At 69.1% G+C, this 13179-nt stretch carries 14 protein-coding genes; 8 read left to right on the plus strand and 6 right to left on the minus strand.

The features are described 5' to 3' along the window. The first annotated feature begins 1 nt into the window (after position 1). The 6 genes from ACYVF6_RS07030 to ACYVF6_RS07055 all read left to right on the plus strand — a co-directional run bounded on the left by ACYVF6_RS07030 (position 2) and on the right by ACYVF6_RS07055 (position 5668). Complete coding sequence (locus ACYVF6_RS07030; RefSeq protein ID WP_460517370.1) at positions 2 to 1435, plus strand: aminotransferase class V-fold PLP-dependent enzyme; 1434 nt, start codon at positions 2 to 4, stop codon at positions 1433 to 1435. Between the two features lie 160 nt (positions 1436 to 1595). Further along, entirely contained in the window at positions 1596 to 2054 is a 459-nt protein-coding gene (locus tag ACYVF6_RS07035) for a cysteine dioxygenase (protein WP_460517373.1), read from the plus strand. Continuing rightward, positions 2051 to 2449 (plus strand): rhodanese-like domain-containing protein, encoded by a 399-nt coding sequence (locus ACYVF6_RS07040; protein ID WP_460517376.1) that lies wholly within the window; start codon positions 2051 to 2053, stop codon positions 2447 to 2449. Before ACYVF6_RS07035 ends, ACYVF6_RS07040 begins: the two co-directional genes overlap by 4 nt. 215 nt (positions 2450 to 2664) lie before the next feature. After that, complete coding sequence (locus tag ACYVF6_RS07045; protein WP_460517379.1) at positions 2665 to 3771, plus strand: FecCD family ABC transporter permease; 1107 nt, start codon at positions 2665 to 2667, stop codon at positions 3769 to 3771. Between the two features lie 2 nt (positions 3772 to 3773). Beyond that, positions 3774 to 4847 (plus strand): FecCD family ABC transporter permease, encoded by a 1074-nt coding sequence (locus ACYVF6_RS07050; protein WP_460517382.1) that lies wholly within the window; start codon positions 3774 to 3776, stop codon positions 4845 to 4847. Continuing rightward, the gene (locus ACYVF6_RS07055) at positions 4844 to 5668 is read left to right on the plus strand and encodes an ABC transporter ATP-binding protein (protein ID WP_460517384.1); all 825 of its coding nucleotides are present in this window, start codon (positions 4844 to 4846) and stop codon (positions 5666 to 5668) included. Before ACYVF6_RS07050 ends, ACYVF6_RS07055 begins: the two co-directional genes overlap by 4 nt. A 3-nt stretch (positions 5669 to 5671) precedes the next feature. Here ACYVF6_RS07055 and ACYVF6_RS07060 read toward each other — a convergent pair whose 3' ends face one another. After that, positions 5672 to 6139 carry a GNAT family N-acetyltransferase gene (locus ACYVF6_RS07060; protein ID WP_460517386.1) on the minus strand — a complete coding sequence of 156 codons (468 nt, stop codon included), beginning with the start codon at positions 6137 to 6139 and terminating at the stop codon, positions 5672 to 5674. After that, positions 6126 to 6326: a hypothetical protein gene (locus tag ACYVF6_RS07065; protein ID WP_460517388.1), complete on the minus strand. Its 201-nt coding sequence runs from the start codon at positions 6324 to 6326 to the stop codon at positions 6126 to 6128. The genes ACYVF6_RS07060 and ACYVF6_RS07065 overlap by 14 nt, the downstream gene beginning before the upstream one ends. 60 nt (positions 6327 to 6386) lie before the next feature. Here ACYVF6_RS07065 and ACYVF6_RS07070 point away from each other — a divergent pair, with 60 nt between their 5' ends. Next, positions 6387 to 7007 carry an HAD family hydrolase gene (locus tag ACYVF6_RS07070; RefSeq protein ID WP_460517391.1) on the plus strand — a complete coding sequence of 207 codons (621 nt, stop codon included), beginning with the start codon at positions 6387 to 6389 and terminating at the stop codon, positions 7005 to 7007. 47 nt (positions 7008 to 7054) lie between these two features. On the opposite strand, the gene ACYVF6_RS07075 is transcribed toward ACYVF6_RS07070, so the two are convergent. From ACYVF6_RS07075 to ACYVF6_RS07085, 3 genes are all read right to left on the minus strand, one after another. After that, positions 7055 to 8023: a glycoside hydrolase family 6 protein gene (locus ACYVF6_RS07075; RefSeq protein WP_460517393.1), complete on the minus strand. Its 969-nt coding sequence runs from the start codon at positions 8021 to 8023 to the stop codon at positions 7055 to 7057. 340 nt (positions 8024 to 8363) lie between these two features. Further along, on the minus strand, positions 8364 to 9536 hold the full coding sequence (locus ACYVF6_RS07080; RefSeq protein ID WP_460517395.1) for a glycoside hydrolase family 6 protein: 1173 nt from the start codon (positions 9534 to 9536) through the stop codon (positions 8364 to 8366). 93 nt (positions 9537 to 9629) lie between these two features. Further along, positions 9630 to 10118: a glutathione peroxidase gene (locus tag ACYVF6_RS07085; RefSeq protein ID WP_460517397.1), complete on the minus strand. Its 489-nt coding sequence runs from the start codon at positions 10116 to 10118 to the stop codon at positions 9630 to 9632. 55 nt (positions 10119 to 10173) lie between these two features. On the opposite strand from ACYVF6_RS07085, the gene ACYVF6_RS07090 reads away from it, so the two are divergent. Further along, the gene (locus ACYVF6_RS07090) at positions 10174 to 11106 is read left to right on the plus strand and encodes a sigma-70 family RNA polymerase sigma factor family protein (protein WP_460517400.1); all 933 of its coding nucleotides are present in this window, start codon (positions 10174 to 10176) and stop codon (positions 11104 to 11106) included. Here ACYVF6_RS07090 and ACYVF6_RS07095 read toward each other — a convergent pair. Beyond that, on the minus strand, positions 11103 to 13124 hold the full coding sequence (locus tag ACYVF6_RS07095; RefSeq protein ID WP_460517403.1) for a glycoside hydrolase family 13 protein: 2022 nt from the start codon (positions 13122 to 13124) through the stop codon (positions 11103 to 11105). The two genes, ACYVF6_RS07090 and ACYVF6_RS07095, sit on opposite strands and share 4 nt — an antisense overlap. Positions 13125 to 13179 lie beyond the last annotated feature (55 nt).

The raw sequence follows: 13179 nt of genomic DNA on the forward strand, positions 1-13179 counted from the left end.
CATGACGGCCTTGGATGTACGTGCCGAGGAGTGTACGGCCGAACGGTTCCTCCAGCTGGTGGAAAACCACGACACGACGGCTGAGCCGACCGGCCCGGACCAGCCGCTGCTGCCGATCGTCGGAGCCGACACGCTCGTTCCGCTCGTGACCGGCGAGCGCCGGACCTACGCCAACCTCGACTACGCGGCCAGCGCGCCTTGCCTGCAACAGGTTTCCGACCACGTGCAGGAGGTGCTGCCGTACTACGCGAGCGTGCACCGCGGCGCCGGCTACAACTCGCAGGTCAGCACTGCCCTGTACGAAGGCGCCCGCGAGGTCGTCGCGGACTTCCTGGACGCGCGTGAGGACGACGTGGTCGTGTTCACCCGCAACACCACCGACTCGCTGAACCTGCTCGCGGGCTGCGTACCCGGCGACGTCCTGTACCTCGACATCGAGCACCACGCGAACCTGCTGCCCTGGCAGCGCCACGGCTCGCAGCGCTGTGTGCTGGCCAGCACGACCCAGCAGGGCACGCTGGTGGCCTTGCGGGCCGAACTGGTCGCCCGCCCACCCGCGCTGGTGGCGATCACCGGCGCCTCGAACGTTACCGGCGAGGTGCTGCCGATCCGCGAGATCGCCAGGCTGGCGCACTCGTTCGGCGCCCGCGTGGTGCTGGACGCCGCCCAACTCGCGCCGCACCGCCGGATCTCGATCCGCGACCTCGACGTCGACTACGTGGCGTTCTCCGGGCACAAGCTGTACGCCCCGCTGGGCAGCGGTGTGCTCGTCGGCCGGCGCGACTGGCTGGACGAGGCGCCCGCGTACCTCGCCGGTGGTGGGGCTGTGCGCGAGGTTCGGCCTCCGAACGACTCTGTGCGGACCACGTGGGCGGCGGCACCGCAGCGGCACGAGGGCGGCACACCGAACGTGCTGGGCGCCGCGGCGCTGGCGCGGGCCTGTCAGGCGCTGGCCGCGCTGCCCGAGCGAGCGCTCGAGGAGCACGAGGCGGCGCTGCGGTCACGGCTGGTCGACGGGCTGAGCTCGATCGAGGGTGTCCAACTGCACCAGATCTGGCGCGACAGCCCGGACGCGATCGGTGTGGTGGCGTTCGGCGTCGACGGGTACGCGCCCGGCCAGGTCGCGGCATACCTCTCGGCCGAGCACGGCGTCGGCGTCCGCGACGGCAAGTTCTGCGCGCACCCGCTGCTGTCCAGGCTCGGGCTGCGCGAAGGTGCCGTGCGGGCGAGCTTCGGCGTCGGGTCGACGGTCTCGGATGTGGACCGCATCGTCACAGGCGTGCGGGAGCTGGTGAGCCACGGTCCGGCGTGGACGTACGCGATCGTCGACGGCCGCTGGTCGCCGTCGCCGGATCCGCGGCCGCGGCCGGAGTGGCTGGCTCCTGGCGCCGCGTCTCCCGCGGCGGGCAGCTCCCCTTGCGAGGCGGCGGGCTGATGCCTGTCCTCCAGGAGTTCTGGATCGGTCGCCGCGGCGACCAGTTCGACGAGCGGTGTATCCCCACCGCCGGCTGATCGGCTGAGCGTTTTCTCCAGGTCGTGAGCCGGCGGTGCCAGGCGTTAATTCCTATCAAACCGCTCGAATTTATGGAGTAATCGTGAAGACAGTCGACCTCGTCCAGCGGCTCGCAGCCGACCTCGACCTCTGGCAACCGCTCATCCAGTACGGGCACGGCGAGGAGCGGTGGTACCACCAACTCGACGTCGACCCGAGGCACGACGTCTGGCTGATCAGCTGGCTGCCCGGCCAGGGCACCGGCCTGCACGACCACGGCGAGGCGCAGGGCGCGTTCGCCGTCGTCCAGGGCGCTCTGACCGAGACGACCGTCCACCGCCGGCGCTCGTCCGAGCACGTCGATCTCGTCCGGCGGCGATTCACGGCTGGTAAGCGGCGCGCGTTCGGGTACGACCACATCCACGACGTCGCCAACCTCGGGCTGGAACCCGCGGTCAGCATCCACGCGTACGCTCCCGAGCTCACGGCGATGACGAAGTACGAACTTGATGGGCAGGTGTTGCGAGTGCTGTCGTCGGAACGAGCTGGAGTGAACTGGTGAACAGCTCGAACAAGTCCCGCACGATCGACGAGTTGCTGGACCTCGCACGCGGCCGGCTGCGGCGGCTGAGCCCACGGCAGGCGTGGGAGGCCTGGCACAACGACGGTGGTGTCCTCGTCGACACCCGGCCTGCCGCGCAACGGGCAGAAGAGGGTGAGGTGCCGGGCGCGTTGCTGGTCGAGCGCAACCATCTCGAGTGGCGCTTCGACCCGAAGTCGGACGCGCGCCTGCCCGAGGCCGTCGACCACGACGTGCAGGTGATCGTGCTGTGCTCGGAGGGCTACGCCTCCAGCCTGGCGGCGGCATCGCTCCAGGACCTCGGCCTGCACCAGGCGACCGATGTGGTCGGCGGGTTCCGGGCCTGGCACGCCGACGGCCTGCCGTCGACGAAGTAGCTCGGGCGGCCGACCTGCTGCTCGTCGACCTTTTGAGCAGGTCGGCGTCCGCCACCAACTCCGGAGGGTTCTGGGTTGACTGCGTGGCGCACTCGGCTGGGACAGGACATCGACCTGGCCGGATTGGGCAAGTGAGGTTAGCCTTAACTTGGTCGTACGCCAGCAACGGAGCCGGTGTGCGACCCCTTTGTGGCACCAGCCGAAGGACCCTCCAGATGACCTCACCCGCCGGGGTGCGCACGCCGTCGCCCGACGCGGTGGACGGTGTACCCCAGGACCTCGGCACCGGCAGGCGTCGGCCGCCGGGTCCGGCGTACCGCGTGTTCGGTCCCCGGCGCGGGCTCGGCCTCGTCCTGTGTCTCGTCGTCCTCGGCTTCCTGGTCCTGCTCAGCCTCGCCGTCGGTTCCAAGCAGATCCCGCTGCACACGGTGCTCGACGCGCTGTTCCACTACAACCCGGACGCGCACGACCACATCGTCGTCCACGAGTTGCGGATCCCGCGCACGTTGCTCGGCATCGGTGTCGGGATCGCGCTCGGGGTCGCGGGCGCGCTGATGCAGGCGCTCACCCGTAACCCGCTGGCCGATCCGGGCCTGCTCGGCGTCAACGCCGGCGCCGCCGCAGCGGTCGTCGTCGCGATCGCGTACCTCGGGATCAGCAGCCTCACGGGCTACGTCTGGTTCGCGTTCGCCGGTGCCGCGCTGGCCTCCGGAGCGGTCTACCTCCTGGGCTCCCGCGGCCGCAGCGGCGCCGCACCGGTGAGGCTCGCGCTGGCCGGCATGGCGATCGGCGCCGCGCTGACCGCGTTCGTCTCCGGCATCACACTGACCAACACCGACGTCTTCGACCAGTACCGCTTCTGGGCGGTTGGTTCCCTGGCTGGGCGCGACGCCGATGTTCTGCTCCAGGTACTGCCCTTCCTGTGCATCGGCGTCGTGCTCGCACTTTTTCTCGCCCCCGCACTGAACGCGATCGCGCTCGGCGACGACACCGGGCGCGCGCTCGGTGTGCGGATCGGCGAAGCACGGGCGGTGGGCGCACTTGTCATCACGTTGCTGTGCGGCGCCGCGACGGCGGCCGTCGGCCCGGTCGGCTTCGTCGGGCTCACCGTGCCGCATGTCGCGCGCGCGATCACCGGACCTGACCAGCGGTGGGTGCTGCCGTACTCCCTCGTGCTCTCGCCCATCCTCCTGGTCGGCTCCGACATCGTGGGACGCGTCGTGGCCCGGCCCGGCGAACTGGAGGTCGGCATCGTGACCGCTCTGGTCGGTGCGCCGTTCTTCATCGCGTTCGTCCGGCGGAAGCGGATCGCCGCGCTATGACCATGACATCTTCCGGGACGACTCCCAGGCCCACGGCCAAGCTGACCGAACGCGTCCTGCGCACGCCAGGCGAGCGCATCTCGCTGCGCTACAACACCCGCGCGCTGATCGTCTGCTTCGTGATCCTGCTGGCCGCGCTCGCGGTCGGCGTGGTGAGCGTGAGCACCGGCGACTTCCCGATCCCGATCCCCGAAGTGCTGAAAACCCTGGTGGGGCAGGGCGATCAGGCGTCCGGCTTCATCATCCTGACACTCCGGCTGCCGCGGGTGCTGACCGCGTTGCTGGTCGGCCTGGCGCTCGGCGCGTCCGGCGCGATCTTCCAGAGCCTTACGCGCAACCCGCTCGGCAGCCCCGACGTCGTGGGCTTCACGACGGGAGCCGCGACCGGCGCTGTCGTCGCGCTGCTGGTGTTCCAGCTCAGCTCCAGTGCGGTCGCTCTCGCGGCGATCGGCGGCGGGCTGCTGACGGCACTGGCCGTCTACCTGATGGCGTACCGGAAAGGCGTGCAGGGCTACCGGCTGATCCTGGTCGGCATCGGCGTGAGCGCGGTGCTGGTCTCGATCAACTCCTACCTCCTCACCCGTGCCGAGGTCAACGACGCGCAGAGCGCCGCGGTCTGGCTCACCGGCAGCCTGAACGGCCGCGGCTGGGAACACGTCAGGCCGGTCGCGCTGGCACTGCTCGTCCTGGTGCCGATCACGCTGGCGCTGACCCGGCGGATGTCGATGCTCGAGATGGGTGACGACGCGGCCGGCGCGCTCGGCGTCTCGACCGAACGTTCGCGGCTGGCGCTCGTCGTCGCGGCGGTCGCGCTGTCGGCGGTGGCGACGGCCAGCGCTGGACCGATCGGGTTCGTGGCGCTGGCGGCACCGCAACTGGCCAAGCGGCTGACTCGGCGCCCCGGCATCGGGATCGTGTCGTCGGCGCTGATGGGCGCCTTCGTGCTCGCGCTGGCCGACTTCTGTGCCCAGCGGGTTTTCCCGGCGACCCAGCTGCCGGTCGGTGTGATGACCGGAGCTGTCGGCGGCTTGTATCTGGTCTGGCTACTGGCCAGGGAGTGGAGGGCTGGACGGTGACCACGACCAACGGAACGGGCTCGGCGCGGCTGCGTGCCGAGCAGACGACGCTGGCTTACGACGGTCGCGTCGTCTGCGAGGGACTGGACGTCGAGATCGCCGACGGTTCGTTCACGGTGGTGATCGGGCCGAACGCGTGCGGCAAGTCGACCTTGCTGCGCGGCCTGGCCCGGATGCTCAAGCCGTCGTCGGGTTCGGTCTACCTCGACGGCCAGGTGATCTCGTCGTACGGCTCGAAGGAGGTCGCGCGCCGGCTCGGGCTACTGCCACAGTCGTCGATCGCGCCAGACGGCATCACGGTGGCGGACCTGGTGGCGCGCGGGCGGTACCCCCACCAGAAGCTGCTGCGGCAGTGGTCGCGTACCGACGAAGCCGTCGTCGCCGAGTCAATGGCGGCAACGGGAGTCACCGAACTGTCCGACCGCTTCGTAGACGAGTTGTCCGGCGGCCAGCGCCAGCGCGTGTGGCTGGCGATGGCACTTGCCCAGCAGACGTCGCTGTTGCTGCTGGACGAGCCGACGACGTTCCTCGACGTGGCGCACCAGATCGAGGTCCTCGACCTGTGCGCCGACCTGCACGAGCACCAGGGCCGCACGCTGGTGGCCGTGCTGCACGACCTCAACCACGCCGCCCGCTACGCAACCGACCTCATCGTCATGCGCGACGGCGCTGTGGTGGCCAAGGGCGCCCCGGCCGACGTGATGACGGCCGACCTGGTCGAGCACGTCTTCGGCCTGCGCTGCCGCGTGATCGACGACCCGGAGACGGGTACGCCACTCGTCGTTCCCGCCGCCCGCGTCCGCGCCACACTCGTGAGCTAGCTCCTAACGAGCCAGCTCGATCGTCCCGCCGGTGACGTGTCCGCCGAAGGCTGTCAGCAGGGCGATCGAGACTCGGTTGCCGGCGTCGTCCTCGGCCGTGATCGTGGCCCCGCCGCGCTCGTGCCAGGTGTTGATCGCCTGCGCCAGCAGCGCCCGCGCGATACCGCGCCGCCGGTACGCGGGCAGAATCGCGATCAGGCCGAGCCGGGGCAGTGGCCGCGGGCCGTTCCAGATCCGCACCAGGCCGACGTCCCGACCGCCGGCGCGGGCCACCAGATAGCCCCGCGGATCGAAGTACGGCGAGTCGTGGTTCTCCTCGCGGAACCAGCCTTCCGATCTGGGCACGTCGTCGCGCAGGCGGCAGTCGAGGTCCATCAGGGCCTCGGCCGAAACGTCCGCCGCGCTGACGATCGACGCGTCGGCCGGGAGGCGTACGTCATGGAAGCGAACGGGCAGCTCATACAGCCGCAACCGCCCCGTCCGGTGACCGCCAGGGATGCAGCGCGCCGACGACCTGATCGCCTTCCCACGCGAGCCAGTGTTCGCGCGGTTCGGCGTGCTGCTCCTCGACCGCCTGCTTGATCTCGTCCGCGCTCTCACCCGTCCACGCGGCGAGCTCGGCAAAACACCCGCCGAGGGCGGTCACCCGTATCTGCACGCGAGCATTCTCAGCTGGCGCCGGCGCGGAACGCCATCGAATTTGTGCAAGATAGGCGCCATGGCGAAACGTGCGACGATCCGGGCGGTCGTGTTCGACATCGGTGGAGTGCTCGAGCGGGTCGAGGGCCCGGACGTGTGGCTGGGCAAGTGGCGACGCCGGCTGGGCCTGACCGAGGCCGAGTTCGAAGCCGCCGCGGCGAGCACCGATCGCTCCGATCCGATGGCTGGAGAGGTGACGGAGGCGGAGTACCGCCAGCAGTGGGTGGACGCGCTGCAGCTGTCCGAGGCCGACGCCGACGAGTTCATCCGGGACATGTGGGACTGGTACTGCGGCGAGTTGGACGCCGAGCTGATGTCCTACGCAGCCGGCCTTCGCCCCGCGTACACAACGGCGATCCTCAGCAACTCCGGTCCTGGAGCGCGCGAGCAGGAGGAGGCGCGCTACCGCTTCTCCGCGGTCTTCGACCCGATCGTCTATTCGCACGAGGTCGGCATGCGAAAGCCCGACCCGCGGATCTACGCGCTGACCTGCGAGCTGTTGGGCGTCGAGCCACAGGAGGTCGTCTTCCTGGACGACACGCAGATGTCGGTCGACGGCGCGAGGGCCGCCGGCATGCATGCCGTCCTGCACACGAGCACGCCGGCCTCGATCCGCGCGATCGACGAACTGGTCAGCTGACCAGCTCGTCGATCGGTGTGGTTGCGGTCGTCGACCCGGCCGGCGGGTCAGGCGCCGAGCAGTTGCATGGCGATCTTCGGCACGAACTCTCCCGCGTACGTGCCCTTGCCGATCCCACAGTCGCCGTCGGACTCGCCGGGGATCTTCACCCACAGCTGGAGATCGAGGCCAGACGCACCGCCCTCGCGCGGCGTGACGCCGACGTGCTGGCCGCTTGGGTTGCACCAGTCGCTGCCGTCTGACGGATTGCCGTTGCGGCTGGTGTCGATGACGAAGTGCTTGCTCATCCCCAGCGCCGAGTTGACCGCGTTGGCGTACGACACGTTGCGCGCTGTCGACTGGTAGTTGGACACGTTCAGCGCGAACCCTCGCGCCTTGCTGACATGCGCCGCCTTCAGGCGGGATGCCATGGTGCCCGCCGGTGTCCAGTCGTCGTGCCCGGCGTCGAGGTAGACCCAGGTGTTCGGCGCATTCACGGCGAACTTGTCGACGGCATAGCCCATCAGCGCGAGCCGTTCGCTCTGCTGCTCACCGTTCAGGCAGTCCATGCCGGGCAGTGCATCCGGCTCGAGGATCACCACGGCCGGACGCGAGCCGATCGCCTGCGCCATTCCGCTCGCCCAGGACTGGTACGCCGACGCGCTCGTCGCGCCACCGGCGCTGTAGCTGTCGCAGTCGCGCAACGGGATGTTGTACGCGACGAGCACGGGAAGCTGGTCGCGCTGTGTCGCCGCTGAGACGTATGCCTTGGCGTCGGACACATCGGACCCGTCGCCGTTGAACCAGCGGCCCATCGGGACGTTCGCGATGCCGTCACGGATCGCGGTCGCCCGGGAGTCGCCGGAATGGTTGCGGACCCACTCCATCGGCTGCGAGCCCGGGTCGACGTAGAGGCCGGAGGTCATCGACAGCGGGTTGCCCGGCTGCGGCGCCGGCGGCGCGGGCTCCTCGGTCGGTGTCGGCGTCGGAGTCGGGGTGGGCTTCGGCGTCGAGCTCGGCTGCGGCGTCGGCGTCATCGTGTGTCTCGGACTCCTCGGCTTCTTCCGCGACGGCTTCCAGTCACGGTACGGCCTCGCCGCGACTACGGAGTCGGACTCGGATCCGGCGCTCGCGGCAGGAACGGGGCCGTGAGCGTCAGCCGCCTGTCCCGGCGGCTCCGGGCGTACGGCCTGGTGAATCCCGACCCCTACGCCTGCGATCGCCAGCCCGAAGGCCACGACCGCTACCCCCACCAACCTCTTCCGCTTCGTCCGTCGAGCGTTCAAAACTTTTCTCCCTGGCCCTAAAGTAACGATTTGATAACGAGCCAGGGGTCAACCTAGACCAAGATCACAAGTACTTCCACCCAGGTGGTGATCAGGCGCCCAGAAGTTCCAGGGCGATGTCGGGGACGAAGTCGCCCGCACCGGTGCCCTCGCCGATCCCGCAATCACCGTCGGACTCGCCGGGGATCTTCACCCACAACTGCAGGTCGAGGCCGGCCGCACCGCCTTCCCGCGGCGCCGCACCCACCCGTTGCCCATCGGGGTTGCACCAGTCGCTGCCGTCGGACGGCTTGCCGTTGCGGCTGGTGTCGATGACGAAGTGCTTGCTCATCCCCAGCGCCGAGTTGACCGCGTTGGCGTACGACACGTTGCGCGCCGTCGACTGGTAGTTGGACACGTTCAGCGCGAACCCTCGCGCCCTGCTCACGTGGGCGGATTCCAGCCGGGACGCCATCGCCCCGGCGGGCGTCCAGTCGGCGTGGCCGGCGTCGAGGTAGACCCAGGTGTTGGGCGACAGCGCCGCGAACTGGTCGACGGCGTACGCCAGCAGCCCCAGCCGCTCCCGCTGCCGCGCGCCCGGCATGCAGTCCATGCCGGGCAGCGCGTCCGGCTCGAGGATCACCACGGCCGGGCGCTTGCCGATCGCTCCGGCGAGTCCGCGTGCCCAGGAGCGGTAGTCACTCCCCGACGCGGCGCCGCCGCTGCTGTAGCTGCCGCAGTCACGCAACGGGATGTTGTAGGCCACCAGCACTGCCAGCCGCCCGTTCGAGGTGGCCGCGGAGACGTACGAGCGCGCGTCCGAGACGTCGGAGGGCTCGCCGTTGTACCAGCGGGCCAGCGGCCGGTTCGCGATACCGGCCTGGATCGCGGATCGCCGCGAGTCGCCGGAGTTCTCCAGCACCCAGTCGCGTGGCTGGGAGTCCGGGTCGACGTAGAGGCCGGCAGTCATCGACAACGGGTTGCCCGCGCGCGGCGCCGGCTGGGTCCGCTTCGGCTTCGGCTTGCTTCGGGGCGGCTTCGGCGTCGCGGTCGGCGACGGAGTCCGGCTCGGCACAGTGGAGGTCGGGGATGAGCTGACGGTCGGATCGTCAGCACTGCCGGACGTTCGAGTGGAATCCCCGGTCGGGCGAGGCGATGTCGAGCCCAGTGCCGCCGGCTTGCCGCTCACATTCCGAACCACGCCGTACGTCACACCCGCGACGACCAGAACAAACGCCGAAACGGCGGCGACGACCAGAACCAACCGCTTACGCCGCGGATGCATGTCCCTCCCCTGGTTCGTAACCACGAACCAGGGTTCAAGATAGACCACGATCAGCCGGGTTGCGCTTGAGCTTTCGTCGTCAGGCGTCGCGCCTCATCGGGGAAGTTGCGCTTCGATCGCCGCGACCAGCTCAGTGGACTCGGGCTCGGTCCGTGGCCGGAATCGGCCGACGATCTGACCATCAGGTGAGACGAGGAACTTCTCGAAGTTCCACTGAACGTCACCGGCCTCACCCTCAGCGTCGACAACCGACGTCAGCTCCTGGTAGAGCGGGTGCCGGTCGTCGCCGTTGACCTCGATCTTGTCGAACATCGGGAACGTGACGCCGTACGTCGTCGAGCAGAACTCCTTGATCTCCTCGTTGCTGCCCGGCTCCTGGCCGCCGAACTGGTTGCACGGGAAGCCGAGGACGGTGAACCCACGGTCGGCGTACCGCTCCTGCAACGCCTCCAGCCCGTTGTACTGGGGCGTGAGGCCACACTTGGACGCGACGTTGACCAGCAGCAGGGCCCGGCCGGCGTAGTCGCCGAGCTTCGCGTCGTCTCCGGAAATGGTCGAAAGCGGAATGTCGTAGATGCTCACGTGGGGATCAACCTCACATCGCCCGCCAGGAATTCCGGATCGTAGGCTGATCACCATGAGCCAGCCGGCGTTGGACGCGACGTCGACCTTCGACGAGTACCGAAAACTGCTGATGGGTGTGGCCTACCGCATCCTCGGCCGCTGGGCCGACGCCGAGGACGTCGTCCAGGACGCTTGGCTGCGGTGGCGCGAGGTCGAGCACGAGGGCGTCGACAGCCCACGCGCGTACCTCGTCCAGGTCACCACCCGGCTGTCGATCGACCGCCTGCGACGCGCCCAGACCCGGCACGAGACGTACGTCGGCGAGTGGCTGCCGGAACCAGCGCTCACCGAGCCCGACGTGGCCGACAGCGTGGCGCTCTCGGAGTCGGTCTCGCTCGCGATGCTGGTCGTACTGGAGGCGCTGTCGCCGCTGGAGCGGGCGGTGTTCGTGCTGCGGGAGGCCTTCGACTTCTCCTACGCCGAGATCGCCTCGATGCTGGACCGCAGCGAGCCGGCCGTTCGTCAGCTGGCCAAGCGGGCGCGGGCGCACGTCGACGAACGCAAGACCCGCTTCGAAGCCGACCGGGAGGCCCAGCGCCGCGCGACCCAGGGCTTCCTGACCGCAGCGGCCAACGGCGAGATCGAGTCGCTGCTCAAGCTGCTGGCCCCCGACGTCGAGCTCCACAGCGACGGCGGCGGCGTCCAGAAGGCACCGCGCCGCACGATCTTCGGGCCCGACAAGGTCGCCCGCTTCTTCTCCGCGATCATCCACCAGGGCCCGCCGAACGCCGAGGTCTACGCCGCCGACGTCAACGGCTCGCCCGGCATCGTCGTCACCTCGAACGGCCAACCGTTCACGGTCATGGTCGTCAGCCTCGCCGACGACCACATCGCACGGATCGACCTGCTCGCCAACACCGACAAGATGGCCGGCGTACGCGACATCGCCACCCGCGGCACCCGCCTCGACTTCGAGCTGCCCGAGCCGGATCAGGGCATGTCCTAGTTCACCAGGATCGCGCCGTAGTGGCCCTGGACGGTGACGGTCACCTGACCGTTGGACACGGTGTACTTGGTGCCGGTCACGGCGTCGGTCATCGTGCTGCCGTCGGTCACGGACAGCTGGTAGGCCGGGACTGTGTAGCTGTGGGTCGCCGAGTCGTTGTTGAGGACCACGGCGATCCGGTTCGAGGCGTCCATCCGGCCGTAGGCGTACATCTTCGTCGCGTCGTCCACGCCCAGCGTGAGGAACGAGCCGGTACGCAACGCGGGATAGGCCTTGCGGATCGAGATCAGCTTCTTCACCAGCGCCACCGACGCGTTCGAGGTCGTCGCCTGTGACCAGTCGAACGTACGACGGTTGTCCGGGTCCGCCGCACCCTGCATGCCGTACTCGTCGCCGTAGTAGATGGTCGGCACGCCGACGTACGTCAACTGGAAGAAGTGGCCGAGGTACGTCTTCCAGATGTCGCCGCCCGCCCGGGTGCCGAAGCGCGGGATGTCGTGGTTGGACAGGTGGTTGCTCATCCCGAGCTGCGCCGCCCGCGGATAGTCCGCTCGCGTCCCACGCAGCCAGGCGTCGAACGCGGACGTGGTGAGCGACGCCGAGCCGTTGTTGTAGTCCTTGCCGGTGATCCATTCCGACACCGGCTGCGTGAAGCCGTTGAAGTTGGACGCACCGTCCCACTCGCCGCCTGTCAGCCACGGGTTGGCGTTGCCCCAGAACTCGCCGAAGACGTAGGTGTTGGCGTTGGCGCCCTTCACCGCGGTCCGGAACTCCTTCCAGATCTGGTGGTTCGTGGCGTTGCCGCCGTTGCCGCCGCCCGCGTCGGCGTACTGCGGCGCATCCAACCGCCAGCCGTCGATGCCGTTCTGCCGGATCCACTTCTGCGCGACCGACGTCGTGGAGCCGTAGATCGCGTTACGCACCGGCGATCCGCTCGCGCCGTAGTTGAACTTCGGCATGCTCGGCGTGGAGTTGAAGAAGCTGGCGTAGGAGTCCGGCCAGCTGAAGAACGTGTACCAGCTCGCGTAGGTGCTGGCCTGCGACTCGTACGCACCGGTGACCGACGGCCAGACGTTGCCGCGGTCGAACCACTTCGCCCAGCTGCCGCTGTGGTTGAACACACCGTCGAGCACGACCTTGCCGGCCGGACCGTTCGACGTGCTGTGCATGTCGGCGATCAACCCGGAAAGTGCCGCGTTGCCACCGAGGTGGGGGTCGACGTTGTCGTAGTCCTGCGTGTCGTACTTGTGGTTCGTCGGCGAGGTGAAGACCGGGTTCATCCACACGGTGTCGACGCCGAGCGTGTTCTTGAGGTACCCGACGTTCTGCCGGATGCCCTGCAGGTCTCCGCCGAAGAAGACGCTGGAGTTGACGGCCGGCGGATCGGCGAGCACGCTCTGCCCCCAGGCCTTCTTCTGCGTGGGCGCGCCGAAGTAGCTGTACTCGCCGGTCTGCACGTCGTTGCTCGGATCACCGTTGGCGAACCGGTCGGGGAAGACCTGGTACATCACCGCGTTCTTCACCCAGGCCGGGACCGCGTAGCCGGGCAGCACGTAGAAGTCGAGCTGGCTCGGCTCGTTGTCGGCGGTGCCGCCGGCGTTGAACCAGTCGGTGTCGGAGCCGTCGTTGACCTGGAAGCGGTAGTACTTCGCCGAGCAACTGGCGGGGATCATCGCCGTCCACAGGTCGAAGCGGCCGGTCGCGTCGTTGCGGCTCCACGCCATCGGCAGCCAGTGGGATGCCGAGTCGGCGCTGTCGTAGTACTTCACGTTCGCACTCGTGATGTCGGACTTGAACGTACGCAGCGTGACCGTGAGCGGCGTCGAGCAGGTCGGCTCGGCGGTGGACGCGTAGAGCGGGCCCTGGTCGTGGAACAGGCCACTCCATTCGACGTTGTTGTCGTTGCCGGCCGCCTCGGCGGTCCGAGGCCCCGACAGTCCTGGCAGCCCTGGCAGTCCGGTCAGTCCGAGCACGGCGGCCAGCGCGGGCACGGCCACCCAGTAACGAAGACGCCCCATGCCCGCGAGTGTAGGTAACGGGCGAATCGGGTCAAGGCCTGCGACGACAGGCCCA

The organism is Flindersiella endophytica (assembly GCF_054779015.1).

Bases quoted from the DNA above. Each gene is read 5' to 3' on its own strand.
- ACYVF6_RS07080 (WP_460517395.1), bottom strand. From the start codon at position 9,536: ATGCATCCGCGGCGTAAGCGGTTGGTTCTGGTCGTCGCCGCCGTTTCG.
- ACYVF6_RS07050 (WP_460517382.1), top strand. From the start codon at position 3,774: ATGACATCTTCCGGGACGACTCCCAGGCCCACGGCCAAGCTGACCGAA.
- ACYVF6_RS07095 (WP_460517403.1), bottom strand. From the start codon at position 13,124: ATGGGGCGTCTTCGTTACTGGGTGGCCGTGCCCGCGCTGGCCGCCGTG.
- ACYVF6_RS07090 (WP_460517400.1), top strand. From the start codon at position 10,174: ATGAGCCAGCCGGCGTTGGACGCGACGTCGACCTTCGACGAGTACCGA.
- ACYVF6_RS07075 (WP_460517393.1), bottom strand. From the start codon at position 8,023: ATGACGCCGACGCCGCAGCCGAGCTCGACGCCGAAGCCCACCCCGACT.
- ACYVF6_RS07070 (WP_460517391.1), top strand. From the start codon at position 6,387: ATGGCGAAACGTGCGACGATCCGGGCGGTCGTGTTCGACATCGGTGGA.
- ACYVF6_RS07045 (WP_460517379.1), top strand. From the start codon at position 2,665: ATGACCTCACCCGCCGGGGTGCGCACGCCGTCGCCCGACGCGGTGGAC.
- ACYVF6_RS07030 (WP_460517370.1), top strand. From the start codon at position 2: ATGACGGCCTTGGATGTACGTGCCGAGGAGTGTACGGCCGAACGGTTC.